A 26,336-nucleotide genomic window follows, 5' to 3' on the forward strand; every position below is an offset into this window, starting at 1 on the left:
NGGTGATGCCGGACCCGAGGGCCTCGGGGACCTGCTGTGGGCAGATGAAGTGCACGTGCGTGTCGACCGCGCCCGCGGTGAGAATCTTCCCGTTCCCGGCGATGATCTCCGTGCTGGGGCCGATCACCAGGTCCGGGTGGACGCCGTCCATGATGTCGGGGTTGCCGGCCTTGCCGAGGGCGACGATCCGCCCGTCGCGGATGCCGACATCCGCCTTCACGACTCCNCAGTGGTCGAGGACCACCGCCCCGGTGATCACGAGGTCGGGCGCGCCGTCGGCTCTGGTGGTGCGGGCCTGGCCCATCGACTCGCGGATGACCTTGCCGCCGCCGAAGACCGCCTCGTCGCCGGTGGCCGCCTGGCCGGGGCCACGGCTGAGATCCTCGGTCACCTCGATGAACAGGTCGGTGTCCGCGAGCCGCACTCGGTCGCCCACCGTCGGGCCGAACAGGGTCGCGTACCGGGAACGCGTCAACTCGGTCATGCGCGGCCCTCTCCGGTTGCGGGGGAACGGTTCCCGGTGGGTCGCCCCGCGGCGAGCGGGCCGGCCCACTCGGGGCGCAGGCCGGGTACGACACGGGCGCCGGCCAGTTCGACCAGCTCGACCTCGCGCTCGGCTCCCGGTTCGAAGCGCACCGCCGTGCCCGCCGGGACGGCGAGCCGGTAGCCCCAGGCCGCGTCGCGGTCGAAGTCGAGGGCGGGGTTCGCGGCCGCGAAGTGGTAGTGCGACCCGACCTGGACGGGCCGGTCGCCGGTGTTGCGGACGACGAGGGTGCGGACCGGTCGGCCCGGGTTCAGCCGGACCGCCTCGTCGGCGGTGACGATCTCCCCGGGGATCACGGGATCGGCTGGTGGACGGTGACGAGCTTCGTGCCGTCCGGGAAAGTCGCCTCGACCTGGATCTCCACCAGCATCTCCGGCACCCCCTCCATCACGTCGTCACGGGTGAGTACCTCGCGCCCGGCGGACATGAGGTCGGCGACCGTGCGGCCGTCCCGCGCGCCCTCCAGGAGGAAGGAGGTGATCAGGGCCGTGGCCTCGGGGTGGTTGAGGCGCAGCCCCCGCCCGCGGCGTTCGCGGGCCAGGCCGGCGGCCACGTGGATGAGCAGGCGTTCCTGTTCATGCGGGCTCAGCAGCACGACCGCGGAGCCTACACGCACCGCGGGCGGGTCCCGACCGTGCGACACCGCGGCCGGGGCGTGCCCCGCGAAGGTGCCCGCGCGGGCGGCGATCCACATGCCCGACCGGCATGGAATCTTTCCTCCNTGTTTCCTCCCGTGGTCATGGTGAATACGCGGCCGATCTTGCGTGTTTACCCTGTCCGGACCGGAGTCGGCTCATTACCGGATGGCCCGGCGGTGCTGATCACCAGCCACTGGTTACTGGCAATTCACCTCGCCGCGATAAGTCCGACACCGGTTCTTCCTAGCGTCCGTGGGGCCGCCCGGGCAGGCCGATGGGAACGGCACCGCGAGCGAGGGCCATGGGGCGCGTTTGATGGGGGTTAGCGTGGCGACAGGTATTACCACGGGTCTCGACCGGCGCGGTTTTCTGCGTTCGGGTGCGGGAGTCACGGCCGGAGCGGCCCTGCTGGCTCTCGGCGGCGGCGGTCTGCTGGCCGCGTGTGGCGACGACAATGAGGATGGCGAGAGCGGCTTCGGCACCCTGAATATGCGGCTGTCCTGGATCAAGAACGTCGAGTTCGCCGGCGCGTACATCGCTGACCAGCGTGGTTACTACCGAGAGGCCGGTTTCTCCAAGGTCAACCTGATGGCGGGCGGGCCGTCGGCGACACCCCAGGACACCGATGTGGCGACCGGGAAGGCGTTCATCGGAATCTCCTCGCCGGACATCACCGCCAACGCCATCCTCAACGGCGCGCCCATAAAGATCATCGGTGCGCAGTACCAGAAGAACCCGTTCGCGATCGTCTCGATGGCGGCCACCCCGATCAATGGCCCCGAGGAGATGATCGGCAAGAAGATCGGTGTGCAGGCCACCAACGAGAGCGTGTGGTCGACGTTTCTCAAGGCGAATGACCTCGACCCGTCGTCCATCGAGAAGGTTCCGGTCGAGTTCGACCCGCTCCCGCTGACCACGGGAACTGTGGACGGCTGGTTCTCCTTCGTCACGAACGAGCCGAACCTGCTGCGGGTCAAAGGCTTCGAGGTGGCCACGTTCATGCTGGCCGACCACAACTATCCGCTGGTCTCCGAGACCTATATGGTCCGAACCGAGTCGATCGAGAAGGAGCGCGACAAGATCAAGGCTGTGCTGACGGCCGACAGCCGGGGCTGGAAGGACTCACTGGCCGACCCCGCGCTCGGTGCGCACCTCGCCGCGACGGTCTACGGCAAGGACCTCGGTCTGGACGAGGCCGAGCAGGTGCTTGAGAGCACGGACCAGAACAAGCTGATCCTCACCGAGGACACCAGGGCCAACGGCCTGTTCACGATCACCGACGAGCTGATCGAGGAGAACATCAGGACCCTCGGGATCGCCGGCGTCGCCATCACCGCGGAGGAGCTGTTCGACCTGTCCATCCTCAACGAGCTCTACGAAGCGAAGCCGGACCTGGTGTGACGATGCCGGCCACGCCCCTCCCGGGCCTCGAACCCGACCCGGTCACGCCGGAGCTCGTCGACGGGACGGGCGTCAGCGTGGCCGGACTCCGCAAGGAGTTCCGCATGGGCCGGGGCCAGGTCGTCGCCCTCGACGACGTGAACCTCTCGACCGCCGAGGGCTCGTTCCTGACGCTGATCGGGCCTTCGGGCTGCGGCAAGTCCACCGTGCTGCGGATCCTCGCCGACCTGGAGGCACCCACGGCGGGCCGGGTGCTCGTGCACGGCGAGGCGCCCGCGGTGGCCCGCCGCGCGCATCACCTGGGCATCGCGTTCCAGGACGCGGCGCTGTTGCCCTGGCGGTCGGTCGAGGCGAACATCCGGTTGCCGCTGGAGATCAGCGGCCTGCGGACCGATCGGAAGGTCATCAAGGACCTGATCGCACTCGTCGGCCTGACCGGATTCGAGCGGGCCCGGCCCGCGCAGCTGTCCGGCGGGATGCGCCAGCGGGTGGCGATCGCGCGCGCCCTCGTCGTCGAGCCGNAGGTGCTGCTGCTGGACGAGCCGTTCGGTGCCCTGGACGACATGACCCGCCAGCGGCTGAACTTCGAGCTGCTGCGGATCTGGAGCGAACGCGCCACGACCACGATCCTGGTGACCCACTCGATCCCCGAAGCGGTGATCCTCTCCGACACCGTCGCGGTCATGAGCGCCCGCCCGGGCCGGATCGCCGCGCGGGTCACCATCGACCTGCCGCGGCCGCGCGTCCCGGAGATGCTGCGTACCGCGCGTTTCCACGAGCTGCACGACCTGCTTTCGACCGTGCTCTTCGCGGGTGCCGGCCCCGCCGAGTCGGTTCCGGCCGGTGGTGGGCGGCGAGATGGCTGACCAGGAGGTTCCGCAGGCCCGCACCGATGTCCCCGATCTGGTGCTGACCGCCGCGTCGGCGTCGTCACCCGCCTCGTGGGTGTCGATGTCGGTGCCGGGCGGGGATGCCGACGCCGACGCCGGCCTCGACGCCGGCCTCGACCGCGGCTCCGGTTCAGCCGGCGGCGCGGTGCCCGGAAAGGGCAACGGCACCGGCGAGGGCACAGGCGGCGTGGGTGGGAGGACTGCCGCGGGGTCCGTCGCGGGCCGGACCGGCGGATCCGCCGCCGCGGGCGCCGGCCGCCGGGGGTCGTCGCGGTCCTCCTGGGTCGGCGGCACCGTCGGCGTCGCCGGCCTGGTCGCCGTGTGGTGGCTGCTCGCCGTCACCCTGCTCGACCGTGGCGGGGTCGTCCCGACCCCGTGGGAGGTGGTCCGCGCGCTGTGGGTGGACCGCGTGCTCATGTGGCGCTCGGCGCGGGCGACGGTGGCGATCGCCGCTCAGGGGTGGGCGGTCGGCAACGGTCTGGCGATCGGGCTCGCCGTCCTTCTCTTCGGCGTGCCCGTCGTCGAGCGGGTGTTGCTCCAGATCGGAGTCGCCTCCTACTGCCTGCCGGTCATCGCGATCGGCCCGATCCTGACCACCGTCTTCGACGGCAGCACCCCCCAGAAGGCCCTGGCCGGCATCTCGGTCTTCTTCACCACGCTGGTCGGCGCCCTGCTCGGCCTGCGGGCACCCGACCAGGCCAGTCTGGATGTAGTCCGGGCCTGCGGGGGCGGCATCCGGCACCAGATGCGGTACGTCCGCCTGCGGGCCGCGCTGCCGAGCACGTTCGCGGCGCTGCAGATCGCGGCCCCGGCCGCGGTCCTCGGCGCGATCGTCGGCGAGTTCCTCGGCGCCGACCGTGGCCTCGGCATCGCGATGGTCCACTCGCAGCAGGCCCTGGAGGTCCCGCGAACCTGGGCGCTGGCGATCGTCGCCTCGGCCGTCGCCGGGCTCGGCTACGCCGTGACGGCCCTGCTGGCGCGGCTGCTCGTGCCATGGGCGCCCCGCGGCAACCCCGGAGGAGCCCGATGAGCGCCGCCACGACCACCGCCGCCACCGATGGCCCCGCCGGCACCAACGCCTCGGCCGGCACCAACGCCGCAGGCCCCGCCGACGCCACCAGGTCCGCCGACGCCACCAGTCCCGCCGGCGCCGCGGCCGCGTCCACCGTGCCCGGCCGGTTCGGCGGCGGACATCCGGTGGCGGGCGCGGTCCTCGTCCGGGTCGGGCGGACACTGGTGTCGGTGGTCGCCTCCACCGCGGTGATCGTCGGTCTCTGGTACGCCTTCATCGAGGTCTTCGACCTCAACCCGCTGGTGGCCAAGGACCCACAGGCGGTCTGGCGGTACCTGTTCACCGAACCGGCCGCGGCGGAGCACCGCGACGTCATCCTGGACGGGCTGTGGCACACCCTCGGCGACGCCGCCGTCGGCTATGTCGCCGGAACGATCGCCGCGCTCGGGGTCGCGATCGCGTTCGTGCTCAGCCGCTCGGTCGAGCAGGCGCTGATGCCGGTGGCGATGATGCTGCGCTCGGTGCCGCTGGTCGCGATGNCCCCGCTGCTCACGCTCGTCTTCGGCCGCGGACTGCTGGCCGTCTCGGTGCTCGCGGGCATCGTCGTGTTCTTCCCGTCGCTGGTCAACCTGGTCTTCGGGCTGCGCTCGGCACCGGCCGCGTCCACCGACCTCGTCCTCGCCCACGGGGGTGGCCCGCTCACGGTGCTGCGCAAGGTGGCCCTCCCCAGCGCGCTGCCCGCGCTGTTCGTCTCGGCCCGGATCTCCGTGCCGGGCGCGGTCATCGGGGCGCTGCTCGCGGAGTGGCTGGCGACGGGCAAGGGCCTCGGCTATCTCATGCAGCGGGCGCAGCAGACCTTCGACTACGGCGGTGTGTGGGCCGCCACCGTTGTGATCACCGTAGCCAGCGTGGCTGTCTACGCGGTCGTCGGGTTCGTGGAGGCGGTCGTCCTCGCCCGCTACGGCCCCGAGCCGTCCCGGCGGGGTTGAGTGGTGCCGCCCGTTGTCGAGCGGATCCGGGTGGCGGGCCACCGTCGGTCGCCGTGAAGCATGCATTACCCCGGTTTTTCGTCACCTTGCGTGATGTGGCGTACCTGGCACTGCTTGCTTTCCGACACCTGACCACGCGTGCCGCCGGTCTCGTACGAGAATGCGGTGGTAGAGCAATGCGTCAGAACGTGCCTGCCTGGTCGCGTGCTGGCGTGGTCAGCGTCGACCTGTCAGGGCGAAGATGCAGCGCGTGGATTTGTGACGGGTGGTCGGCGGGGTCGACCGGTGAGCTCCGGAGGACGGTCATGGCCGCTGAGCGGGACGTCGACCCGACGGTCGACGCCTTCTACTCCAGCGGGGCCCCCACCGGCGCCCCTCCGGGGCAGGTGGCGTCGGTAGTCCCGGCACCCTCCTCGCCGGTTCCGCCCGCGGGTGCGCCGCAGGTCGCCTCGGGGGTTCCCCCGGTGGGGCGCGACCGCCCCGCCGCCGGTCCGCTGCGCGGGCTGCCGCCGCTGGTCGCGCCGGCCGTGACGGCGGCGCCGGCCGTACCGGCCCGCCGCCGCCCGCAGCCGCGGGACGGGCGCTCCGGTTCGGCGGGTGGCGCGCGCCTGCCCCGCACCTCCGCCCCGGCCGGGCTCGGCGAACCTCTCGCCCCGACCCCGGCGGAGATCGAGCGGCTGCGCTCCATCGCGATGGGGCGGACGGAGGCCGACTTCGCCATCCGCGGTGGCGTCGTGCTGGTCGTGCAGACCGGTGAGCTGCTGCGGCGTGACATCCTCATCGCGGGCCGCTACATCGCGGCGATCACCCGGCCGGGCGCGGAGCGGGCGCGCCGCAGCCTCGACGCGGCCGGCCGGTTCGTGCTGCCGGCGTATGTGGACGCCCGCACCTCGGTCGAGCGCACTCTGCTTCCACCGGGCGAGCTCGCCCGGCTCGTCGTCCCCCGGGGCACGGTCACGGTGCTGACCGACCCGGCGCAACTGGAACGGCTGTACGGCCCGCGAGGGCGCACGCTGGTGCTGCGGACCGACACGCCCATCCGGGTGCTGCCCCGCGGGCCGGTCGAGGGCGGTGACGGCGACCCCGCGCAGGCGTGGCCCGGTGCGGAGAACGCCGCCGGCGCCGCCGGGGTGACGATCTCGCAGGTCGTGCCGCGCCAGGCCGGCCCGGCGGCCGGCGGCTCCGCGGCCTTCCTCCCGGGCACCCACCTCCCCGCGCCGGACCTGCCGGTCTCGAACACGCTGGTTCCGGACGCCCTGGCCCCGAACCTGCTGCCTCCGGATCTGCTGGCGTCAGATCTGCTGGCCCCGGACCTGCTGGGCGCGGACCTGTTGGGCGCGGAGTCGCTGGCCCCGAGCGTGCTGCCGCCGGACGTGCTGGCTCCGGACATGCCCGGCCCGCGGTTGCGTGGTGTGCACCCGGGCACCGAGGCGCCGCCGCACTCGATCGGGGGCGCGTTCGCGTTCACCCATCTCGACGACCTCGTCCGGGAGGAGATCCGGGCGGGTGCCGGCGTGGCGTCCGCGGTCCGGGCCGCCACCCTCACTCCGGCGCGCGCGTTCGGTCTCGACCACGTGCTCGGCCTGATCGCGCCAGCCCGCCTCGCCGACCTGCAGATCGTGCGGGACCTGACCGCGCGGGTCCCGCCCGACGTGGTGATCGCCGGCGGCCGGATCGCCGCGGAACGCGGCCGTGCCCTGTTCGACAACTTCGACCCGGCCCCGCAGTGGGCGCAGTCGTCCGTGCGNCTGCCCGTCGGCCTCTACACGGGGTCCTTCACCTCGCCGTGCATGCACTGGGGCAGCCGGCGGGACACCCGACTCACCGCCGTCGACGTCCGCGTTCCGGGAGATCCCGAGTCCGCCGCGGGCGCCGGCTTCCCCGGGGCGGACCAGGGCGTCCCGCGGGTGGGCGTCGTCCGGCTCGAACCGACCCTGCGTGACGGCGTCGTCGTCGCCGACCCGTCCCGGGATCTACTCAAGACGGCGGTGCTCGACCGGTCGGGCCGCGCGGACCGGGTGCGCGTCGGCATGGTCCGCGGAATCGGGCTTACCCGAGGCGCGCTCGGCGCGACCGCCGTGGCGGCGCCCGGCGACATGGTGATCGTCGGGGCGGGCGACGCGGACATGCTCACCGCGGCCCGGGCGCTGGAGGGCATGGGCGGTGGATTCGTCGTGGTGGAACGCGGCTGGGTGCTGGCCGCCTGCCCGCTGCCGGTGGCCGGCCTGATGAGCGACGCTCCCTGGGAGGCGGTGCTCGGCCAGCTCGCGGCGGTGGACACCACGGCCCGGGACCTCGGCTGCCGCCTCGCCTCGCCGTTGCGCACGCTCTCCCAGCTCGGCCGGGAACTGTACGTCCGGCCCTGACCGGGCTGCGTTCCGATCCGGGGCGTTCCGATCCGGGGCGATCCGGTCCGGGCCGGTCCGGGCCGGTCTGGGCCGGTCAGGCTTCGGACGCGCGGCCCGCGGCCCGCGGGTGACCGGCGGGAGCCGGCCGGAGCCCGGGCCGGCCGGGCCGGGCCGAGAGCTGGGTGCCGGCCTCGCGCAGCGCGCGCCGGACCTCGCTCGACGGTGACCAGACCCGGGTGCCGCCCAGCCCGCCGATCTCCATCAGCCCGCGGCCGACCATGTCCGTCAGGTGCCGGCGGGCGTGGTCCTTGTCGGTGTCGAGCAGCGCGGCGACGTCGCTGGTCCGCAGTACGCCATCGCGGGTCGCGGCGGTGAGGACGAGCAGTTCGGGCAGGTCGAGCGGAGCGCCGGCGCAGGCCCGGCCGAGCGCGAACAGCGCGAACGCGAGATCCGGGGGGATGCTCGGCAGCACGGCGATCACGCAGTCGGACGTCGACCGGCCATGATCCGGTGGCCGCAGGCCGCCGCGGAGCTGGGCGGCGCAGGCCCGGCGGATCCCCCGCCCGGTGCGGTCGGTGATGCCCGCCCGGCGGAACGCGTCCGCCAGCAGCGGGCTGCGCGGCCGGGGTGGCCGGGCGGCCAGCCCCAGGGCGTCGCCGCTCCCGGGGGCCGGGCAGCCACCGGGGCTGGAGATCTCGATGCCGGTGCGGGTCCACTGCACATGCACCGCTCCGGCCGCGGAGTAGTCGCGGTGGACGAAGGCGTTGGCGAGCAGTTCGCGGAACGCCTGCTCGGCGTAGCGGGGCACGCCCGCGCGCACCAGCTCGTAGCGGACCTCGCGCTCCGGGTTGCGGGCACGGAAGCGGGCGAGCAGCTCCTCGGTGAGACGCAGCAGCGGCCAGCGGAAGAAGTCGTTCACTTTGGCACCGGGTTCGCCGGTCTCCGGCCCGATGATCTGGAGGGCGGCCTCGTGGTTGGGCACGTGCCGCCGGAGGGCGTCGGGTCGGCCGAAAAGCAGCACCGCGCCCGCGAGGACGTGCGTGCGGCCGCCCTCGGTGACGACCAGCCCCAGGGAGCGGGCGATCTGCTCGTCCGACATGGCCGCGAGCGCGCTGTCCCCCCGGCCGCCGGCCGCGCCGACCAGGCGGCGCAGCCGGTCGAACTCCCGCGGGTCGAGGTCGCGCCAGCCAGCGGAGGTGCGGCGGGCGGCGAAGTCGGGGTTCACCGGGGCGGTCGGCGCTGCCGGTGCCGCGACTGCCGTGGCCGGTGCCGGCACCGGCCTGGCCGGTGCGGCCGCTGCCATCGTCGGTGGGCCGAGCGGCAGGTCGGTGCGGGGGAGCGTGTCATCGGGCTCCGCCGCCAGCTCGGCGCTGTTCCGCACCAGGCACCACCTTCCGGGCCTCCCGCGCCGTGGCCAGGTCGCCCGGTGCCGCGTACCGATCACATGGTAGGTCCGACGCGGACCCGGCCGAAGCCGGTTCGGTGTCGGATATCCGCTGACCCGCCGACCGTGCACCAGCCGCGGGTGCGGATGCGAGGGCGGGTGCCGGTGCGAGGGCGGGTGCGGGTGCGGCGCGGGCCACCAGGGCCGTGAGGGCCCGGCGCAGCGCCACACCGGCCGCGTCCGCGCGGATGCTCACCTCCTCGGGCTCCGCGCCGCCCCCGGGGATCAGCGGCAGGCCGTTGACGGTGAAGCGTTCCTGCAGTGCCAGGTCCTCCTCCAGCACCGTCTGCTCGAAGTGGACGGCCTCCGCCAGCCGGGCGGGGTCGCCGCCGAGGTCGTCGCGCACGATCAGGGTGTGGACGCCGGTCGCGTCCAGGTCCTCCGGCTGCAGGCAGAACAGGATCGTGTTGGTGATGGCCGCCGCCGGATACTCCAGCCGCAGCCGCAGCATGAACGGTGGCTGGTAGACGTACGTCGACACGCGGCGCTGGACGAGTGGCCGCAGCCCCGCCGCCACCCCCGGGTCCTCCGGGTTCGCCACGTCCTGCTCCATCCGGAACAGGAAGCCCGCGCCCTCGGCCTCGACCCGGTAGGGGGCGACGACGGTGCCCTCCCCGGCACCGATCGTGCCGGCGTGGACGAACGGGAGGTGCGCGGTGTCGAGGAAGTTGTCGGCGAGCAGGCCCGCGCAGGCGGTCGTCCGCGAGGTGGGCAACCAGGCGCTGTCGAACCCCGGTTCGTCCGCCTCGGGCAGGTCGATGATGTCCGCGACCGGCTCCGCCGGTGCCAGCCAGACCAGGCCGTGTCGTTCGGTGACACCCCAGGGCGCGGCGGCCCGGGCCCGCCGGGGCGCGGGCACGCCCGGCCCGAGCGCGGGTACCGCGGTGCACCGCCCGGACGCCGCGAAACGCCAGCCGTGGTAGGCACAGACGAGTTCGCCGTGTTCCACCCGCCCGGCGGACAGCGGAGCCAGGCGGTGCGGGCACCGGTCGGCGAACGCGGTGACCCGGCCGTCGAGCCGGGCCAGGACCCAGGCCTCGCCGAGCAGCCGCACGGCGACGGGGTCGGTGGTGACCTCGGTGGAGCGGGCCACCGGGTGCCAGCCGTGCCGCAGCGCCGGGTGGAGGTTCGTCAGGCGACCGGTCGTCATCGCACCACCGAATCGATTCTCTGTTTCCGGAGCACATCCACGTCGTAACACGTCGCAGCTGGGAGTGCCCCGACAAGGCCGCGCACGTCCGGCGAGGACTTCGGACGGTGGCAGTCGGTCGAACATCGACGTAACCTGCCACCGTTATTGTCGGCGCCATGACGACGCTCGGCGGTGGGTCGACCGTGCTGCACCGGCCCGGGACCGTCGGCGAGGCCGTGGCCTCGCTGGCCGCCGAGGCGTCCGCGGGCCGGCAGGTGCGGCTGCTCGCCGGCGGGACGGATCTCGTCCCCGCGCTGCGCGCCGCCGTCCGCGGGCCGGCGGCGATCGTCGCCCTGCGCCGGGTGCTGGAACTGCGCGTGCGCGGGGCCAGCGCGGACACGCTCACCGTCGGGGCCGGTGTCACCTACGCCGATCTCGAGGGCTGGTCGCTCGCGCCGGGGCTGGCCGCGACGTCCCGTACCGTCGGCTCGGCCCAGATCCGCAACTGCGGGACGGTCGGCGGCGCACTCGGCTCCGCCAATCCGCGCGGTGACCTGCTCACCTTCCTCTCGGCCGCGGACGCGGAGGTGCTGCTCGCCACCGCGGGCGGGAACCGCTCCACCGGAATCGCCGACTACCTGCGGACCGGGCCCGACCCCGGCGAACTGGTGACGGCGGTGCGGATGGCCCGACCGAGCGGCCCGCAGACATATCTGAAGATCGGCGGCCGGCAGGCCGCGTTTCCGGCCGTTGTGTCCTGCGCGCTGCTCGTCGACCGGGTGCGCGAGCGGGTCTGCTGCGCGGTGGGCGGGGTCGCCACCGGGCCCTGGCGGGTGGCGACCGCCGAGCGCGGTGTCCGCGACGAGGTGGACTGGGTGACGGGAACCGCCCCGGCGGCGGTGGCGCGCCGCTTCGGCCAACTGGTGGCGGAGGCGCTGCGCGGGGCACCGCCGCTGCCGGAGGACCCGCGCCATCCAGCCGAGTACCGCGTCCACGCGGGTGGCGTCCTCGCGGCGCGGGCATTCGCCCGGTGCCTGGGAGCCGTCCCCGGAGCGGGCAGGTCCGGGTGAGTGCCGGCGGCGAGCCCGCGGCCGACGCCGACGGGCTCACCTACCACCTGAACGTCGACGGTGCCCGGCAGGTCGTGGCCGGCGCGCGGCTGGCGGAGTCGCTGCTGACCGTCCTGCGGGAGCGGCTCGGTGTGACCTCGGTGAAGGATGCCTGCGAGCAGGGCAGGTGCGGAGCCTGCTCGATCCTGCTGGACGACCGCCTGGTCCTGGCCTGCACGGTCCTCGCCGCCGACGCGGCCGACGCCCGGGTGGTGACGGTCGCGGGGCTCGGCACCGGCGGGCCGGCGGCCGAGATCTCGGCCGCGTTCCTCGACCACGGCGCGGTCCAGTGCGGGTTCTGCACGCCGGGCCTGGTCGTGGCCGTCACCGATCTGCTCAGCCGCCGCCCGTCGGCCGGCGAGGACGAGATCCGCGAGGCGCTGGCGGGCAACATCTGCCGGTGCACCGGCTACGGCCGGATCCTCGCGGCGGTACGGGAGGTTCAGACGGGCCTGGCCGGACGTGCCGATCGGGCGGGCCGGGCTGACGGTGCTGGCCGGGCTGACGGTGCTGGCCGGGCTGACGGTGCTGGCCGGGCTCGCCGCCGAGGCGGCCCGGCGTGACCGCGCGTCGCCGGGGCGTCGGGGCCCGCGAGCTTCGTCCCGACGGGCCCGCGAAGGTCAGCGGGGCCTTCGCCTATGCCGGTGACCTGAGCATGCCCGGCATGCTGCACGCGCGGACGCTGCGCTCCCCGCACCCGCGGGCCCGGATCAGGCGGGTCGACACCGCTGCCGCCCGGCGCCTGCCCGGCGTCGCCGCCGTCGTCACCGCGGCGGACGTCCCCGGGGTGGCGACCTACGGACTGATCACCGCCGACCAGCCCGTCTTCGCGGCCACCGAGGTCCGTTACGCCGGCGAGCCGGTAGCGGCCGTGGCGGCGGTCGACGCGGCGGTCGCGCGGCGTGCCCTGGCCGCCATCGAGGTCGAGTACGAGCCGCTCGAGCCGATCGTCGACCCGGAGCGGTCCGCCGCGCCGGAGGCCGAGCCACTCCATCCGGCCGGCAACGTGTTCCGGGAGATCACCCTGCGGCACGGCGACCCGGCCGCCGCGGGGCCCGTCGCCGTCGAGGACAGCTACGTCGTCGGCATGCAGGACCAGGCGTTCCTGGCCCCGGAGGCGGCGCTCGCCGTCCCCGCGGGTGACGGCGGGCTGCGGATGTGGGTGGCCACCCAGTGGCTGCACTCGGACCGCGAGCAGATCGCCGCCTGCCTGGGCCTGCCCGAGGCGCTGGTCAGGCTGGAGCTCGCCGGGGTCGGCGGGGCGTTCGGCGGGCGCGAGGATGTGACGCTGCAGATCCACGGAGCGTTGCTGGCGCTCGCCACCGGCGCGCCGGTCCGCATCGCCTATGACCGGGTCGAGTCGTTCCTCGGCCACCCGCACCGCCACCCGGCCCGGATGTGGTTCCGCCACACCGCGACCCCGGAGGGCGACCTGGTCAGCGTTGCGGCGCGGGTGCTGATGGACGGCGGTGCCTACGCCTCCTCGTCCCCCGCGGTGCTCACCAACGCGGTCACCCACGCCGCTGGGCCCTACCGGGTACCCAACGCCCGCCTGGACGGCCTGGTCGTCCGGACGAACAATCCGCCCTGCGGGGCGATGCGCGGGTTCGGTGTGCCGCAGGTCGTGATCGGTCACGAAGCCCAGATGGACCGGCTCGCCGACCGCCTGGGGATGGACCGGGTGGCGCTGCGGGTCCGCAACGCGCTGCGGCCCGGGGACGTCCTGCCCACCGGGCAGATCCTGGACCCGCCGCTGCCCGCGCGGGAGGCGATCGAGGTCGTGGCCGCCCGCCCGCTGCCGCCCGCGCTGACCGCCGACTCCCCGGACACCGCGCGCCCGGGAGGGCAGGCCGTCGCCGCGGATCTCGGTCGCGTCCGGCGCGGGGTCGGGTTCGCCCTCGGGTACAAGAACCTGCTGTTCTCCGAGGGGATGGACGACTCCTCCACAGCGCGGGTCCGACTCGCCCTCGGCAGCGGCAGCGGCGGGGCCGGGGCCGGGGAGCCGTACGCGGTCGTGCACAGCGCCTGCTCCGAGGTCGGTCAGGGCTTCGTCACGATCGCCGGGCAGATCGCGCGCACCGAGCTCGGCGTGGAGCGGATCGAGCTGGCGCCGGCGGACACCCTGGTCGGCAGTGCCGGTTCGACGAGTGCCTCGCGGCAGACCTGGATGAGCGGCGGGGCGGTGCGCGGTGCCTGCGCGGCGGTGGTCGACCGGCTGCTGGCTCGGGTGGCGCGCGCGCTGGGCCTGCCGGCCGAGGTGGTCGAGTCGCCGCGGCGGGCGCTGGTGATCGAGGGGGGCGAGATCGTCGGTGCCGAGACGGGGACCAGGATCTCCCTGGCGGAGGCGCTCGCCGCCGGCCCGGTGGAGGCCGAGTACACCTTCCGCCACCGGCGCACGACCGCGCTGGACGAACACGGCCAGGGGGATCCGCATGTGGCCTTCGCCGCCACGGCCCACCGGGCCGTTGTCGACGTCGATCTCGATCTCGGCCTGGTCCGGGTCGTCTCGCTGGCACTGGCCCAGGACTGCGGCACGGTGATCAATCCGCTGTCGCTGCGGGGGCAGGTGGAGGGCGGCACCGCCCAGGGGCTGGGTCTGGCGGTCATGGAGGAACTGGTCACCGTGGGGGGTGTGGTGACCAATCCGACCCTGCATGACTACCTCCTCCCGACCGCCGCGGACGTGCCGGCGCTGGACTTCACCGCGCTCACCTATCCGCACCCGGACGCCCCCTACGGGGCGAAGGGGGTGGGTGAGGCCCCGACCTGCACGGTGACCGCGGCGATCGTCGCGGCCATCCGCGACGCGACCGGGCGGGACCTGCACCGGGTCCCGGTGCGTCCGGTCGACCTGCTCGATGTCGGCCTGGGCGATGTCGGCCTGGGCGGTTGAGCGGGATGCCGGGGCCTGACCGGGTGGTGCTGCCCGAATCCGTCGAGGTGGTCAGATCGGGCCGGGTCGTGCTGCCGGCCGGCGTGCGACCAGCGGCCGTCCACGTCACCGACGGGCGGATCACCGCCGTCACCGCCCCGACGGAGGTCCCCGCCGGTGCCGCGGTCACCGACCTGGGTGACCTGGTGCTCATGCCCGGTGTCGTGGACACGCACGTCCACGTCAACGAGCCGGGCCGAACGGAGTGGGAGGGGTTCGCCACCGCCACCCGCGCCGCGGCGGCGGGCGGCGTCACGACGATCATCGACATGCCGCTGAACTCGATCCCGCCGACCACCTCGCTCGCGGCCCTGGCGGCGAAGCGGGCCGCCGCGGCAGGCCGGGTCGCGGTCGACGTCGGCTTCTGGGGCGGCATCATCGGTGCCGACGCCCGCCGGCTAGCCGACCTGGCGGCGCTGCACGACGCGGGCGTCTTCGGCTTCAAGGCGTTCCTCGCCCCGTCGGGGGTCGAGGAGTTCCCGCACGTGAGCCTGGACGCCCTCGCCGCCGCGGCGCGGCACACCGCCCGGCTGGGTGCCCTCACCGTGGTCCACGCCGAGTCGCCGTCGGTGCTCGCGGGCGCGCCGCCGGCGGCGGGCCGCGCCTTCGCCAGCTGGCTGCGCTCCCGGCCGCCGGCCGCCGAGCGCGCCGCGGTGGCCTCGCTCGCCGCCCTCTGCGCGTCCACCGGAGCGCCGCTGCACGTGCTGCACCTGGCGGCGGCCGAGGCGCTCGACGACGTGGTCGCCGCCCGCGAGGAGGGCCTGCCGCTGACCGCGGAGACCTGCCCGCACTACCTGACCTTCACCGCCGAGGAGGTGCCCGACGGCGCGACCGTCTTCAAGTGCGCGCCGCCGATCCGGGAGCGGCCGAACCTGGACCGGCTGTGGGACGGCCTGGCGGCCGGGCTGTTCGCCGGGGTCGTCACCGACCACTCGCCGGCCACCCCGGCGCTGAAGTCGATCGACACCGGCGACTTCGGGACCGCCTGGGGCGGGATCGCGTCGATTCAGCTCGGGCTCCCGGCCGTGTGGACCGCGGCGCGCCGGCGGGGGCACGGCCTCGCCGACGTCGTCGAGTGGATGTGCTCGGGACCGGCCGATCTCGCCGGCCTCGGCGCACCCGGCCTCGGGGTGCCCGGTGCCGGCGCGGCCCCAGCCGGATCCAAAGGCCGCATCGCGGTCGGCGCCGACGCCGATCTGGTGGTGCTCGACCCCGACCTGAGCTTCGTCGTCGAACCGGCCCTGCTGCGTCATCGCCACCCGCTGACGCCATACGCTGGGCGAACGCTGGATGGTGTGGTGCTCGCGACGTATCTGCGGGGGCACCGGGCGGACGGTGACCGACCAGTCCGGGGCCGGTTGCTCACGCGGTGACGGTCGCCGGGGAGCCGGCTGTCCGCCCGCCGGAGTCGAAGGAGCCCGAATGACCGACGCGCCCGACCTGACGAACCTCGTCGATCTCGCCGCCGCCCGGTTCGGGGGTTCCGTCGTCGCGGTGAACGACGAGTTCTTCGCTCTCGCCGAGCGGATGCTGCTGCCCGAGGCGCCGACGGTCCGCCCGGGGGTGTTCACCGAGCGCGGCCAGTGGACCGACGGGTGGGAGACCCGGCGCCGCCGGGACCTGCCCGGAGCGGACTGGGCGATCGTGCGGCTCGGCTCGCCCGGGATCGTGCACGCCGTGACCGTCGACACGACCCATTTCACCGGCAACGCCCCGGAGTCGGTCGAGCTGCACGGGGCCACCCTGGCCGGCTACCCGTCCGCCGAGGAGGTCGCCGAGGACTCCGTCACCTGGGTGCCGCTGGTCAGCCGCACGCCGGTGTCCGCGGATTCCGTCAACGTGCTGTCGGTGCCGGTCGAGGCCAGGTTCCGGATCAGCCACCTGCGGCTGACCATCCACCCGGACGGCGGGGTGGCCCGGCTGCGGGTGCACGGCGTGGTCGTACCGGACCCGCGGCTGCTCGATCGGGTCACCTCCGACCTCGCGGCCGCCTATCTGGGCGGGGTCGTCGTGGCGGCCAGCGACATGCACTACGGCGACCGCCACAACCTGAACGCCTCCGGCGACGCCCGCGTCATGGGGGAGGGCTGGGAGACCCGGCGCCGGCGTGGCGAGGGGCACGACTGGGCGGTGGTCCGGCTGAGCACCGAGGGGACCGTGGTGCGTGCCGAGGTCGACACCCGGCACTTCCGCGGCAACGCCCCGCGCGCCGTCGCCCTGTGGGCGGCGAACGCTCCCGAGGTCGGTGACGACGAGGCCGCGGCGGGCGGCCTGGCGGCGATCACCGACTGGCGGCCGCTGCTGCCGCGCACCCGCGTCCAGCCGAACACCCGGCACCTGTTCGACCTCGAGGTGCCGGTCGAGGCGACCCATGTGCGCGTCGACGCGATCCCGGACGGCGGCCTCGCCCGGCTGCGGCTCCTCGGGAACCCGACCCCGACCGGGCGGGAGGCGCTCGCCATGCGCTGGTTCGACTCGCTGGCGCCCGCGGCGGCCCGGGAGGAGCTGCTGGCCTGCTGCGGCTCCGAGGACTGGGCGGACGCCGTCGTCGCCGGCCGCCCCTTCGGCACCCTCGCCGCGCTGCTGCCCGCCGCGGAACAGGCCTGGTGGGATCTGCCCGAGTCGGCCTGGCTGGAAGCCTTCACCGCGCACCCCCGCATCGGGGAGCGCCCGGCGCCCGCGCCGACCCCGCCCACGTCCTCCCGGGCCACCGTCGTCACCATCGACGCCCCCCGCCGGGAGCAGGCCGCGCTGGAGCAGGCCGGTGACGAGGTCCGGCGGGCACTCGCCGAGGGCAACGCCGCCTACGAGGACCGCTTCGGTTTCGTCTTCCTGGTCCGCGCCGCCGGGCGTGGCGCGGAGGAGATGCTGGAGCTGCTGCGCGCGAGAATGGCCAACGATCCGGAAACCGAGCTTCGGGTGGCGGCCGGTCAGCAGGCCGAGATCACGGCCCTGCGCCTGCGGCACCTGATCACCGGTCAGTGACNGGTGGTTCCGGTCAGTAACAAATGGTGGCAGTGATGACACAGGCCGCGGCCCGGCAACCGCCGCGGCGCGGTCGGAGAAGGCGGTGTGCGTGAGCCTGTCGACCCATGTGCTGGACACCGGCGCGGGCAAGCCGGCAGTAGGCGTCCCCGTGCGGCTGGAGCGGGCCGCGCTGACGCTGGACGGCGCGGTGAAGGGCTGGCGCCCGGTCGCCCAGACGGTGACGGACGCCGACGGGCGCGCGGGGGACCTGCCCGCGGACAGTGCCGGCACCTGGCGCCTGGTGTTCGACACCGCCGGGCACTCGGCCTTCCACCCCGAGGTCGCGGTGGTGTTCGTCATCCGGGACGCGGCCGAGCACCATCACGTGCCCCTGCTGCTCGCGCCCTACGGGTACACCACCTACCGCGGGGCCTGATCCCGGCCCGGCCGGCCGGCAACCGGTTCGGCCGGCCGGGGGTCCGCCCGGCCGCCCAGCCGGGCGACGGTGGCGTGGTCCAGGCCCGCGGCGCGCAACCGGGCATCGTCCAGCAGCCGGGCGTCCAGGGCGCGCAGGACGTGGCCGGCCAGCGCCCGCGCGGTCGCCGGCTCGTCGGCGACCGATCCGCCGGCGCGGGCGGCGGCATAGTCGGCGAGGCGGCGCAGGGCCGCGGGCAGACCGCTCAGCAGGCAGCCGCCGACCGCGGCGTGCCGGCTGACCAGTTGCGCGGGGTGCAGGTCCCAGCCCTGGTAGAGCCCTCGGGACCAGGCGCGGCGGATCAGCCCGGCGTGGCGCCGCCAGCCGGCGTGGACCTCGGCGGTCGTTCCGGCCGGCAGCAGGTTCGACGAGCCGTCGGCCACCCGGACGCCGGTGCCCGCGGCGGCGAGCTGCATCAGCGAGGTGGCGAGCTCGACCGCGGGGTGATCGCTGGCCTGGTCGGCCGCGGAGATGCCGAGCGCCGCCGAGTAGTCGTACGTCCCGACATGCAGACCCGTCAGCCGTTCGGGGGCGGCCGCCACCAGCGCCGGCAGGCCCAGCACCGCGGCCGGCGTCTCGACCTGGATCTCCAGCGCGGTCGGCGGGATCCCGAGCCGGTGTTCCAGCACGCTGAGGACGTCCGCGAAGACCTTCACCTGTTCCGGTGCGCTGACCTTCGGCAGGGTCACCACCAGGCCGGGCGGTGGCCCGTCGTCCCCGGCGAGGGTGGTGAGGAAGAGGTCGAGGCTGCGCAGCCCACGCGCCCGGACGGCCGGGTCGAGCGATTTGGGGCGCAGGCCGTACGAGGCCGGCAGCAGCCCGGCGGCGGAGGCGGCCCGCAGGGCTTCGGCCGCCGCCACGGTGTCGGTGTCCTCGGCGTCGTCGGGGCGCGGGCCGTAGCCGTCCTCCAGATCGACTCTGAGATCCTGGATCGGCTCGGCCGACAGCGCCCCGACGACATGCGCGTACACATCCGCGGCAAGCTCGGGATCGTCGTTGCCCGCGGCCTCGGCACCGCGCTGCGGGGTGCGGCCCAGGGTGACGGCGGCAAGCGTGCCGGGGTCCGGCGCGTGCCGGCGGAGAGCGTCGCGCGCGGCCGCACCCCACTGGGTGACGATCTCCGGATGTATCCGGTCGGCGGGCACGTAGCAGGTGTGGACCGGCTGGCGGGTACCGGGATCGCCGGGAAGCCGGGCGGCCAGCACGGCGTCGAGCCGCCCCAGCCTCGCGGTGAGCGCGGCGACGGTGCCCGCGGGGAGGGTTGGCGGCCGCCGGCCGTCGGGCCCGGGCGTGGAAGGTGACATCAACGCGGCACCGGTCCGCCCTGCGCATACCGCCCACTCGGGTGATGTCGGCCGGGCGCCGGCCGGTGGCGGGTGGGCGGTGCGCATCGCGCCGCCGCCGGCGCTGACTGGGCCGATCGGGGGATTCGGCGGTCGGCACCGACGGCGGCTGCCTGGGTCGCGATCCAGGCTCGGCCGCCGAGGAACCGGCCGGGCACCGGGCCGCCAGATGGCGGGCGAGCCTTCTGAGTCGCGGATCCTCTGCCCAAGAATACTGCTTCGGAGCAGGCAGCGACCAACCGGGGCCAACGTGGACGAGCCCGCTGAGGCCCGGTGACCAGGCTGAACGCTGCCGGGCCCCGGCGGCGCCGGTGGTATCGGCAGCGGTGACGGTAGTGCCGGCAGCCGGGGTCAGCCATGATCGGGACCCTCGAACGCGGCCTGGATGCCACCGGCGATCCGGCGGTGGTTGTGGAGCATCTCGCCCAGATCCGGATGCACCGGCAGGCCGTCCTCCACCACCAGGCGCCCGGCGACGACCGTGTGCCGGGCGGCGGTCGGCCCACAGCGCAGCCACGCGTCGATGGGGTCGGACAGGGCCCCGGCGAACGCGACCCCGTCCAGCGGCCAGATCACCAGGTCACCCGCGGAGCCCACGGACAGCTCGCCGATCTCGCCGACCCGGCCGAGGCAGGCGGCGCCACCTCGGGTCGCCATCTCCAGCGCGTCGCGGGCCGACATCGCCGCGGCCCCCCGCCGGAGCCGGCCCAGGAGCATGGCGGTGCGCGCCTCCAGCCAGAGCGAGGCGGAGTCGGCCGACGACGACCCGTCGCAGCCCAGCCCGACCGGGACGCCGGCGGCGCGGAACTCCGCCACCGGGGCGAGTCCGCCGCCGAGAATCATGTTGCTGCTGGGGCAGTGCGCGACCCCCGTGCCCCAGGCGCCGAGCCGGGTGACCTCCTCGTCGTTCGGGCAGATGCAGTGCGCGACCCAGGCCCGGTCGCTGCCCCACCCCACCTCGGCGAACTGGTCGATCGGCCGCCGGCCGAACACCGCGAGGCAGTAGTCGTCCTCCTCCGGGTCCTCGGCCAGATGCGTGTGCAGCCGGACGTCGAGGGACTCCGCCAGTTCCGCGGTGGCCCTCATGAGCTCGGGGCTCACCGAGAACGGGGAGCACGGCGCGAGCGCGATGCGCACCATCGCCCCGTGGGACCGGTCGTGGTGGCGGGCGACCAGCCGCGCCGAGTCGGCCAGGATCTCGTCCGGGTCCTGCACGACCGAGTCCGGTGGCAGCCCGCCGTCCTTCACGGAGAGGGACATCGAGCCGCGGGTGGGGTGGAAGCGCATGCCCAGCGACCGCGCCGCCGCGATCTCGGCCGAGATGAGGTCGCCGCCGCCCCGGGGGTGGACGTAGAGGTGATCCGTCGAGGTGGTGCAGCCGCCGAGTGCCAGCTCCGTCAGCCCGACGAAGGCGGAGGTGTGGACGGCCTCCTCGTCCAGCCGGGCCCAGAGGGGATAGAGCGTCTGCAGCCAGGTGAAAAGGGTTCCGCCGAGTGCCGGGGCGAAGGAGCGGGTGAGGTTCTGGTAGATGTGGTGATGTGTGTTCACCAGCCCCGGCGTCACCAGGCAGCCGTCGGCGCGCAGGGTCCGGGTGGCGGCGGGCGGTGCCTGCCCGGGGCCGCCGATCGCGCTGACGAGCCCGTCGGTGATCGCCACCCAGCCGCCCGCGATCTCCCGGCGATCGGCGTCGACCGTCGCGACCAGTTCGGCGCCGAGCACCAGAAGATCCGCCGCGGCCGGGTGTGGCGGAGCTTCGCTGGGGCGTGCCGGTCTGGTGGCTGCGGTGCTGTTCCTGCCGGCGGCGCGGCCGTCCGCTGGTCCGGGTGCGGTCATGAGGGCTGATTCTGCTGGTCGTGGGTTTCGTGGGAAAGACAACCGGGCGGCGGCGCGGTGGACGGGGGACGGGTGAGCGCGCAGCGTGGCCGGGAGATCGTGCCGATCGACGACCCGGCGGACCCGCGGGTGGCGGACTACGTCGCGCTGACCGACGTCGCGCTGCGCCGCCGCCGCGAACCGGAGCAGGGGCTGTTCATCGCCGAGGGTGAGCGGGTGATCGAACGAGCGCTGCGTGCCGGCTACCCGCCCCGCTCGGCACTGGTGTCGCCGGCGCGGCTCGACGCGGTTCCGACGCGGTTCTGGGCGGTGCCTCCGCCCGGCGAGGCCGCCCCGCCCGTGTACGTCGCGGGGCCGTCGGTACTGGCGGCGATCACCGGGTTCGAGGTCCATCGCGGGGCGCTTGCGTCGATGTGCCGCCGGCCGCCGCTCGACCCGGCGCGGCTGCTCGCCTCCGCACGGCGGGTGCTCGTGTGCGAGGACCTCGTCAGCCACACCAACCTCGGCGCGATCTTCCGGTCGGCCGCCGGTCTGGGCATGGACGCCGTCCTGCTGAGCCCGCGGTGCGCGGATCCGCTGTACCGGCGCTCGGTGCGGGTGTCGATGGGTGAGGTCTTCGCCGTCCCGTACGCCCGCCTGGAGCCGTGGCCCGCCGCCCTGGAGCTGCTGCGCACGGCGGGGTTCGAGGTCGTGGCGCTGACCCCCGCACCGGACGCCGAGGAACTGGCGGTGGTTGCGAGTGCCGGTGCCGTCGTCGGCGCCGGTGCCCAGGCCCGCGTCGCGGTGCTGCTCGGTACCGAGGGAAACGGGCTCACCGACGAGGTGCTGGCCCAGGCCACCAGACGGGCGCGGATCCCGATGGCCCACGGGGTTGACTCCCTCAACGTCGCGGCGACAGCCGCGATCGCCTGCTACGTGCTGGGAATCCGCTGCTGACCGGGTCAGCGCTCGGCTGGCGGCCGTCAGTGGCTGTCAGCGGCTGTCAGCGACCGTCGGCGGCCGTCGGCGTTGGTTCGGTGGTTCGGTGGCTGCCCGAGCGCCGAGGTGACGACGATGTCTGATCGGGTGGGATGTCCCGTGCGGTCGGGTGGGGTGTGGGGCGTGCGGGTCCGCGGGGCGGGGCCCGCGGCGGGTCGCTGATCGTCCACCCGCCCGGCGTCTACGGCTTCGAGGAGGAACCCCGCTACCGCGGTGTGGCGCCGGGGCAGGTGGGCCGGGCCGCCGTCGCCGGCGGCAGTCTGGCCGCAGGCCCGCTACCAGGGCCTTCAGACGGCGGAGAGGTCCGGGACACGGTCACCCGCACCATCCGCCAGGTCCGGAGAATGTGCGGTGTCCGCGCCTATAGGGCTGCCTGTGTCCTCCGCGGCCCAGGGGTTGCGGCCCTCCCGCGATGGTGGTGGTCAAGGTTCTGCGCGCGGGACACGGAAAGCCCTATAGGCGCGGGAACGCGACGCTCACACCCGCGCCCGGAACACCGGGATCCGCACCCCGAAACGCCATCCACCACCGTCAGATCGCTGACGGTGACCAGCGCTGGGCGCGGCTCGACAGCCGAAGAAGCACACTGACCGCCACCGCTACCGCTACCGCTACCGCCGCTACCGCCAGCTCCCGGACGCCAGCCAGTCGCCCACCGGCAGGGGCAGGTTCCGCAGCACCCAGAAGACGCCGACCAGGATGGGCAGGGCGGTCAGCGCGGGGACGGGTACGGCCGGGAGCCGCCGTCGCCAGCCCGCCGCCCGGGCGACGGCGACCAGCCAGGCCAGGGTGAGCGCGGGCACCGCGACGACCATGAAAACGTTGTGGTCGGCGGCGGCGGTCAGCTGGCCGTGCAGCAGCTGGTGCAGCCCGCGCAGGCTGCCGCAGCCCGGGCAGTCCCAGCCGGTCAGAGCCCGGAACGGGCAGCTCGGGTAATGCCCCGGCTCCGCGGGGTCCACCAGGTAGATCCGGGCGGACACCCCGGCGGCGATCGCCGCGACAGCGGTCAGCCCCGCCAGCCGCGCCCCTGGCGAGTAGTCCCGGCGCGGGGTGAGGACATACCTGCCGAACGTGCGGAGATCCACCGACTCAGGGTAGGGCCAGATGCGGGCACCTGGCGGGTGCGAGAGGCTGGAATCCGACCGGCGCTGACGCCTGACCGGGGCGCCGCCCGACCGACGATCGGCCGTGGCACGGACNTCCAACGGTATTGGACTGGGGTGGAACGTATGACACACGGCGGCGATGCGGCGTCCGCTCCGGTTCCCCCTTACGCGGGTCGAATCCTCCCTCCGGATGACCCCGGGCCGGATGCTCCGGGGTATGCGGGCCTCGCCACGTTCGCCGGGCTGCCCTGGCTGCCCGGCATCGACGAACTGCGCGCGCGCCGTCCGGACGTCGCCGTCGTCGGCGCGCCGTTCGATATCGCCACGACGCACCGGCCAGGCGCTCGTTTCGGGCCGCGGGCGCTGCGCGCGCTGGCCTACAACCCGGGCAGCTACCATCTCGACCTCGGGATCGAGATCTACGACTGGCTCGACGTGGTCGACGCCGGTGACGCGCACTGCCCCCACGGCCTGACCGAGGTCTCCCACCGCAACATCCGGACGAAGGTCGGTGACATCGCCCGGCTCGGCATCACGCCGCTGATCATCGGTGGTGACCACTCGATAACCTGGCCGGCGGCCAGCGGCGTCGCGGAGGCGGTCGGCTGGGGCGAGCTCGGCCTGCTCCATTTCGACGCGCACGCCGACACCGCGGACATCATCGACGGAAACCTCGCGTCACACGGCACGCCGATGCGCCGGCTGATCGAGTCCGGCGCGGTGCGCGGGCGCAACTTCGTCCAGGTGGGGCTGCGCGGCTACTGGCCGCCGCCGGACGTCTTCGCCTGGATGCGCGAGCAGGGAATGCGCTGGCATCTGATGCACGAGATCTGGGAGCGGGGAAGCCGTGACGTCGTGGCCGAGGCGATCGCGCAGGCGGTGGACGGCTGCCGCGCGCTGTATCTGTCGGTGGACATCGACGTGCTCGACCCGGGGTTCGCGCCTGGCACCGGNACCCCCGAACCGGGCGGCATGACCCCGGCTGACCTGCTGCGGGCCGTGCGCCAGATCGCCCTCGACNCGCCCATCGCCGCGGCGGACATCGTCGAGGTGTCCCCGCCGTACGACCACGCGGAGACGACCGTGAACAGCGCCCACCGGGTGGCGCTGGAGATCTTCGCCGCGCTGGCGCACCGCCGCCGCACCGAGGCCGGCGGTTTCCCGGACCAGCCCGGTCACGCTCCCCGGCCCTGACGGGCCGTCCGCCCACCGCCGCTCGCCACCGCCCGCGGCCGCTCGCTTCAGGCGGCCGTGGGCTCCGGGTGGACTTCCCGGGCCGTGCCAGCCCGCAGGATCCGCCCGCCGTCCAGCACGGCGAGCCGGTCGGCCAGGGCCAGCGCCTCGTCGCGGTCGGGGGTGGCGTGCATGATGGTCACGCCGATCTGGCGTTGCAGCGTCCGGAGGCCTTCGCGCAGGGCCGGGCGCAGTTGCTCGTCCATGGCACCGAGCGGATCATCGAGCAGCAGAATCCGCGGCCGCCCCACCAGCGCGCGGGCCAGCGCCACCCGCTGCTGCTGCTCGCCGGAGAGCTGGGGCGGGCGGCGCCGCGCGTATTCGGACATCTGAACGGCCACCAGCGCGGACCGGACCCGCGCCGACGTCTCGGCGCGGCCGGGCATGGCCGGGCCGTGGGCGTGCCGTAGCCCGAAGGCGACATTCGCGGCAACATCAAGAAACGGAAACAGTGTGTAGCCGCCGAATATCGCGCTGACCGCGCGGCGGTAGGCGGGCATACCGGTGTTGTCCTCGCCGTCAAGCAGGACGTGGCCGGAGGAAGGCTGGTCGAGGCCGGCCACCAGCCGCAGCGCCGCCGTCTTGCCGCTGCCGGGCGGGCCCTGGAGACAGAAATACTCACCGGCATTGACCGTCAGGCTGACCGCGTCGAGCGCGGTGCGGTCCCCGAACCGCCGGCTCAGCCCGACCAGATCGACCCGGCCGGCGCGACGGCCACCCTCCGCCATGCTCACCCCCAGCTGCCCCGGCCCGCCCGGCGCGTACGGGGCGGAAACGACAGTCTCACCCGGGCCGGAACAGCGGATCGGGCACCCCTTTGCGTGCGCTGCACGGGACGCCCTCGGTGGATTCCCGTTGGGCGTGCGGTTATCGAACATTCAGTTCGGACGCACCCTCGGCCGGCAAGTGATCAGTACACTGCCGGATGCCCTGGGTCAGGAGCGCGGGTCGAGGTGGAGCGCGTCCTCTTCCGCGGTTCGCCGCCACGACTCCTGGTCTGCGGACCGATACTGTCGGTGGGCCCCGTCGGAGCTCTCCACAACTTCATCCGGCGCCGGATCAGTGAACGCCGAATCGTTAGTTCCCTCGGTGGCGAAGAAATCATTGTCCTCGTCGCGGCCCAGCCCGCCGCTATCCGTCTCCGCATATGGATCGAGATCGGGGACCTCGGCGGCGAGCTGACGATCGAAGGACGAGGAGCGTTCCTCCCGCGGTGTGATCGGATTGCGGATCAGGCCGCTGGGGCGATCCGGCGGGTCCCAGCTGTCGTCGAGCGGGTCGAGTCCGGCGTCGGTCGACCCGAGGTCGTCGCTGTCGGTGATCTCGGCGCGTTCCAGCGGAGAGCTGTCGTCCAGGGTGGGGACGTCAAGGCCTGGCTGGCTGTCCGAGGCGGGCCATGTCATCACTGCCTCCTTGTTCCGGTGCGAACGGCCGAGCTGATGCGGCGTGAACACGGGTGGGGCGGCCGGAGCACCATGCGCGATGGGTCGCCGGTGTTTCGGATCACTCGGCGCCCGGGATCAGGTGGTGCTCCGGCCGTCCCCGACCAAGGCCCTTCCCGGGACCGACGGGGCTAACCGGGCCGACCGTCCAGTAGCCGGCTCGCTCGCACACCCCCGCTGGAGGAAGGGGAGGGGATAACGTATAGCGTCCCCAAATGTGGCTACTGTTGCTGAGCGGATTCTCGAGCAGCTCGCGCTGATTCCCGACGGACTGGATGACGGCTCGCTGGCCGAGGCGATCGCCGCGAATCGCGCAACGGTGAACCAGGTCTGCCGCCGTCTCGCGGCGCAGGGCAGGTTGGACCGAGGACCGGGCCCCGGTGGGCTGATTGTCAATCGGCTGTGCGTGCCGCCNGTCGTGGAGGCCGAGTCCTCCGACTCGGCACCCCCGACGACCGAGGCGCCGGCGGCACCGAAGCTCGACACTTCCCCGGAGCCGGAGCCGGAGCCGGAGCCGGAG

General features: G+C 74.3%; 21 protein-coding genes and 8 pseudogenes. 18 read left to right on the forward strand and 11 right to left on the reverse strand.

The window, feature by feature from the left end:
- Window position 1: 1 nt before the first annotated feature.
- From ureC (UG55_RS35150) to UG55_RS10555, 4 genes and pseudogenes are all read right to left on the reverse strand, one after another.
- Window positions 2-226 (reverse strand): annotated as a pseudogene (gene ureC / locus UG55_RS35150) (urease subunit alpha); the annotation flags it as partial.
- Window position 227: 1 nt separating this feature from the next.
- Window positions 228-484: pseudogene (gene ureC, locus UG55_RS35155) on the reverse strand (urease subunit alpha); the annotation flags it as partial.
- A complete protein-coding gene (locus UG55_RS10550; protein ID WP_066066488.1) occupies window positions 481-840 on the reverse strand; it encodes an urease subunit beta in 360 nt (119 codons plus the stop codon). The pseudogene ureC (UG55_RS35155) and the gene UG55_RS10550, both read right to left, overlap by 4 nt.
- Window positions 837-1,139, reverse strand: coding sequence for an urease subunit gamma (locus UG55_RS10555; protein WP_066066565.1), 303 nt, complete (start codon window positions 1,137-1,139; stop codon window positions 837-839). The genes UG55_RS10550 and UG55_RS10555 overlap by 4 nt, the downstream gene beginning before the upstream one ends.
- Before the next feature lie 358 nt (window positions 1,140-1,497).
- On the opposite strand from UG55_RS10555, the gene UG55_RS10560 reads away from it, so the two are divergent.
- From UG55_RS10560 to UG55_RS35185, 8 genes and pseudogenes are all read left to right on the forward strand, one after another.
- Window positions 1,498-2,583 (forward strand): ABC transporter substrate-binding protein, encoded by a 1,086-nt coding sequence (locus tag UG55_RS10560; RefSeq protein WP_066066491.1) that lies wholly within the window; start codon window positions 1,498-1,500, stop codon window positions 2,581-2,583.
- A 2-nt stretch (window positions 2,584-2,585) separates the two neighbouring features.
- Window positions 2,586-3,104: ABC transporter ATP-binding protein (locus tag UG55_RS35160; RefSeq protein WP_242424131.1), on the forward strand; the 519-nt coding region annotated here is incomplete at its 3' end.
- Window position 3,105: 1 nt separating this feature from the next.
- Window positions 3,106-3,449, forward strand: a pseudogene (locus UG55_RS35165) (ABC transporter ATP-binding protein); the annotation flags it as partial.
- A gap of 85 nt (window positions 3,450-3,534) precedes the next feature.
- The gene (locus tag UG55_RS10570) at window positions 3,535-4,503 is read left to right on the forward strand and encodes an ABC transporter permease (RefSeq protein ID WP_396230866.1); all 969 of its coding nucleotides are present in this window, start codon (window positions 3,535-3,537) and stop codon (window positions 4,501-4,503) included.
- Window positions 4,500-5,024: pseudogene (locus UG55_RS35170) on the forward strand (hypothetical protein); the annotation flags it as partial. The gene UG55_RS10570 and the pseudogene UG55_RS35170, both read left to right, overlap by 4 nt.
- 1 nt (window position 5,025) lies before the next feature.
- Window positions 5,026-5,474: pseudogene (locus UG55_RS35175) on the forward strand (ABC transporter permease); the annotation flags it as partial.
- A 1,388-nt stretch (window positions 5,475-6,862) separates the two neighbouring features.
- A partial coding sequence (locus UG55_RS35180) for an amidohydrolase family protein (protein WP_242424137.1) occupies window positions 6,863-7,221 on the forward strand: 359 nt, incomplete at its 3' end.
- A gap of 1 nt (window position 7,222) precedes the next feature.
- Window positions 7,223-7,840 (forward strand): annotated as a pseudogene (locus tag UG55_RS35185) (adenine deaminase C-terminal domain-containing protein); the annotation flags it as partial.
- 76 nt (window positions 7,841-7,916) lie between these two features.
- Here the strand turns inward: UG55_RS35185 and UG55_RS10585 are convergent.
- Complete coding sequence (locus UG55_RS10585; protein WP_242424133.1) at window positions 7,917-9,203, reverse strand: ATP-binding protein; 1,287 nt, start codon at window positions 9,201-9,203, stop codon at window positions 7,917-7,919.
- Window positions 9,166-10,416: an aromatic ring-hydroxylating dioxygenase subunit alpha gene (locus UG55_RS10590; protein ID WP_242424134.1), complete on the reverse strand. Its 1,251-nt coding sequence runs from the start codon at window positions 10,414-10,416 to the stop codon at window positions 9,166-9,168. The genes UG55_RS10585 and UG55_RS10590 overlap by 38 nt, the downstream gene beginning before the upstream one ends.
- Window positions 10,417-10,574: 158 nt before the next feature.
- Here UG55_RS10590 and UG55_RS10595 point away from each other — a divergent pair, with 158 nt between their 5' ends.
- From UG55_RS10595 to uraH, 6 genes are all read left to right on the forward strand, one after another.
- Window positions 10,575-11,468, forward strand: a complete 894-nt coding sequence (locus UG55_RS10595) for a xanthine dehydrogenase family protein subunit M (protein ID WP_066066498.1) — start codon at window positions 10,575-10,577, stop codon at window positions 11,466-11,468.
- Window positions 11,465-12,070: a (2Fe-2S)-binding protein gene (locus tag UG55_RS10600; RefSeq protein WP_066066502.1), complete on the forward strand. Its 606-nt coding sequence runs from the start codon at window positions 11,465-11,467 to the stop codon at window positions 12,068-12,070. The genes UG55_RS10595 and UG55_RS10600 overlap by 4 nt, the downstream gene beginning before the upstream one ends.
- Window positions 12,067-14,400: a xanthine dehydrogenase subunit D gene (gene pucD, locus UG55_RS10605; protein ID WP_066066505.1), complete on the forward strand. Its 2,334-nt coding sequence runs from the start codon at window positions 12,067-12,069 to the stop codon at window positions 14,398-14,400. The genes UG55_RS10600 and pucD overlap by 4 nt, the downstream gene beginning before the upstream one ends.
- 5 nt (window positions 14,401-14,405) lie before the next feature.
- Window positions 14,406-15,812 carry an allantoinase AllB gene (gene allB, locus UG55_RS10610; protein WP_066066508.1) on the forward strand — a complete coding sequence of 469 codons (1,407 nt, stop codon included), beginning with the start codon at window positions 14,406-14,408 and terminating at the stop codon, window positions 15,810-15,812.
- 49 nt (window positions 15,813-15,861) lie between these two features.
- Window positions 15,862-17,424 (forward strand): allantoicase, encoded by a 1,563-nt coding sequence (locus UG55_RS10615; RefSeq protein ID WP_066066511.1) that lies wholly within the window; start codon window positions 15,862-15,864, stop codon window positions 17,422-17,424.
- A gap of 91 nt (window positions 17,425-17,515) precedes the next feature.
- Window positions 17,516-17,842 (forward strand): hydroxyisourate hydrolase, encoded by a 327-nt coding sequence (uraH, locus tag UG55_RS10620; protein WP_066066514.1) that lies wholly within the window; start codon window positions 17,516-17,518, stop codon window positions 17,840-17,842.
- On the opposite strand, the gene UG55_RS10625 is transcribed toward uraH, so the two are convergent.
- Together UG55_RS10625 and UG55_RS10630 are read right to left on the reverse strand one after the other, a co-directional pair.
- Window positions 17,827-19,185, reverse strand: a complete 1,359-nt coding sequence (locus UG55_RS10625; protein WP_066066517.1) for a DUF6986 family protein — start codon at window positions 19,183-19,185, stop codon at window positions 17,827-17,829. The genes uraH and UG55_RS10625 overlap by 16 nt on opposite strands.
- A gap of 390 nt (window positions 19,186-19,575) precedes the next feature.
- Window positions 19,576-20,943, reverse strand: coding sequence for an 8-oxoguanine deaminase (locus tag UG55_RS10630; RefSeq protein ID WP_066066520.1), 1,368 nt, complete (start codon window positions 20,941-20,943; stop codon window positions 19,576-19,578).
- A 186-nt stretch (window positions 20,944-21,129) separates the two neighbouring features.
- On the opposite strand from UG55_RS10630, the gene UG55_RS10635 reads away from it, so the two are divergent.
- Entirely contained in the window at window positions 21,130-21,993 is an 864-nt protein-coding gene (locus tag UG55_RS10635; RefSeq protein ID WP_066066525.1) for an RNA methyltransferase, read from the forward strand.
- Window positions 21,994-22,655: 662 nt separating this feature from the next.
- Here the strand turns inward: UG55_RS10635 and UG55_RS10640 are convergent.
- The gene (locus tag UG55_RS10640; RefSeq protein ID WP_128422929.1) at window positions 22,656-23,120 is read right to left on the reverse strand and encodes a DUF2752 domain-containing protein; all 465 of its coding nucleotides are present in this window, start codon (window positions 23,118-23,120) and stop codon (window positions 22,656-22,658) included.
- Window positions 23,121-23,264: 144 nt separating this feature from the next.
- On the opposite strand from UG55_RS10640, the gene UG55_RS10645 reads away from it, so the two are divergent.
- The 3 genes and pseudogenes from UG55_RS10645 to UG55_RS35195 all read left to right on the forward strand — a co-directional run.
- A partial coding sequence (locus UG55_RS10645) for an agmatinase family protein (protein WP_242424139.1) occupies window positions 23,265-24,094 on the forward strand: 830 nt, incomplete at its 3' end.
- A gap of 1 nt (window position 24,095) precedes the next feature.
- Window positions 24,096-24,161 (forward strand): annotated as a pseudogene (locus UG55_RS35190) (hypothetical protein); the annotation flags it as partial.
- Between the two features lies 1 nt (window position 24,162).
- Window positions 24,163-24,335, forward strand: a pseudogene (locus tag UG55_RS35195) (arginase family protein); the annotation flags it as partial.
- 47 nt (window positions 24,336-24,382) lie between these two features.
- On the opposite strand, the gene UG55_RS10650 reads toward UG55_RS35195, so the two are convergent.
- Both UG55_RS10650 and UG55_RS10655 read right to left on the reverse strand, forming a co-directional pair.
- Window positions 24,383-25,102, reverse strand: a complete 720-nt coding sequence (locus tag UG55_RS10650; RefSeq protein ID WP_066066530.1) for an ABC transporter ATP-binding protein — start codon at window positions 25,100-25,102, stop codon at window positions 24,383-24,385.
- 207 nt (window positions 25,103-25,309) lie between these two features.
- A complete protein-coding gene (locus UG55_RS10655; protein ID WP_066066580.1) occupies window positions 25,310-25,777 on the reverse strand; it encodes a hypothetical protein in 468 nt (155 codons plus the stop codon).
- Window positions 25,778-26,336 lie beyond the last annotated feature (559 nt).

Origin of the sequence: Frankia sp. EI5c (genome assembly GCF_001636565.1) — a bacterium.
Lineage (GTDB): Bacteria > Actinomycetota > Actinomycetes > Frankiales > Frankiaceae > Parafrankia.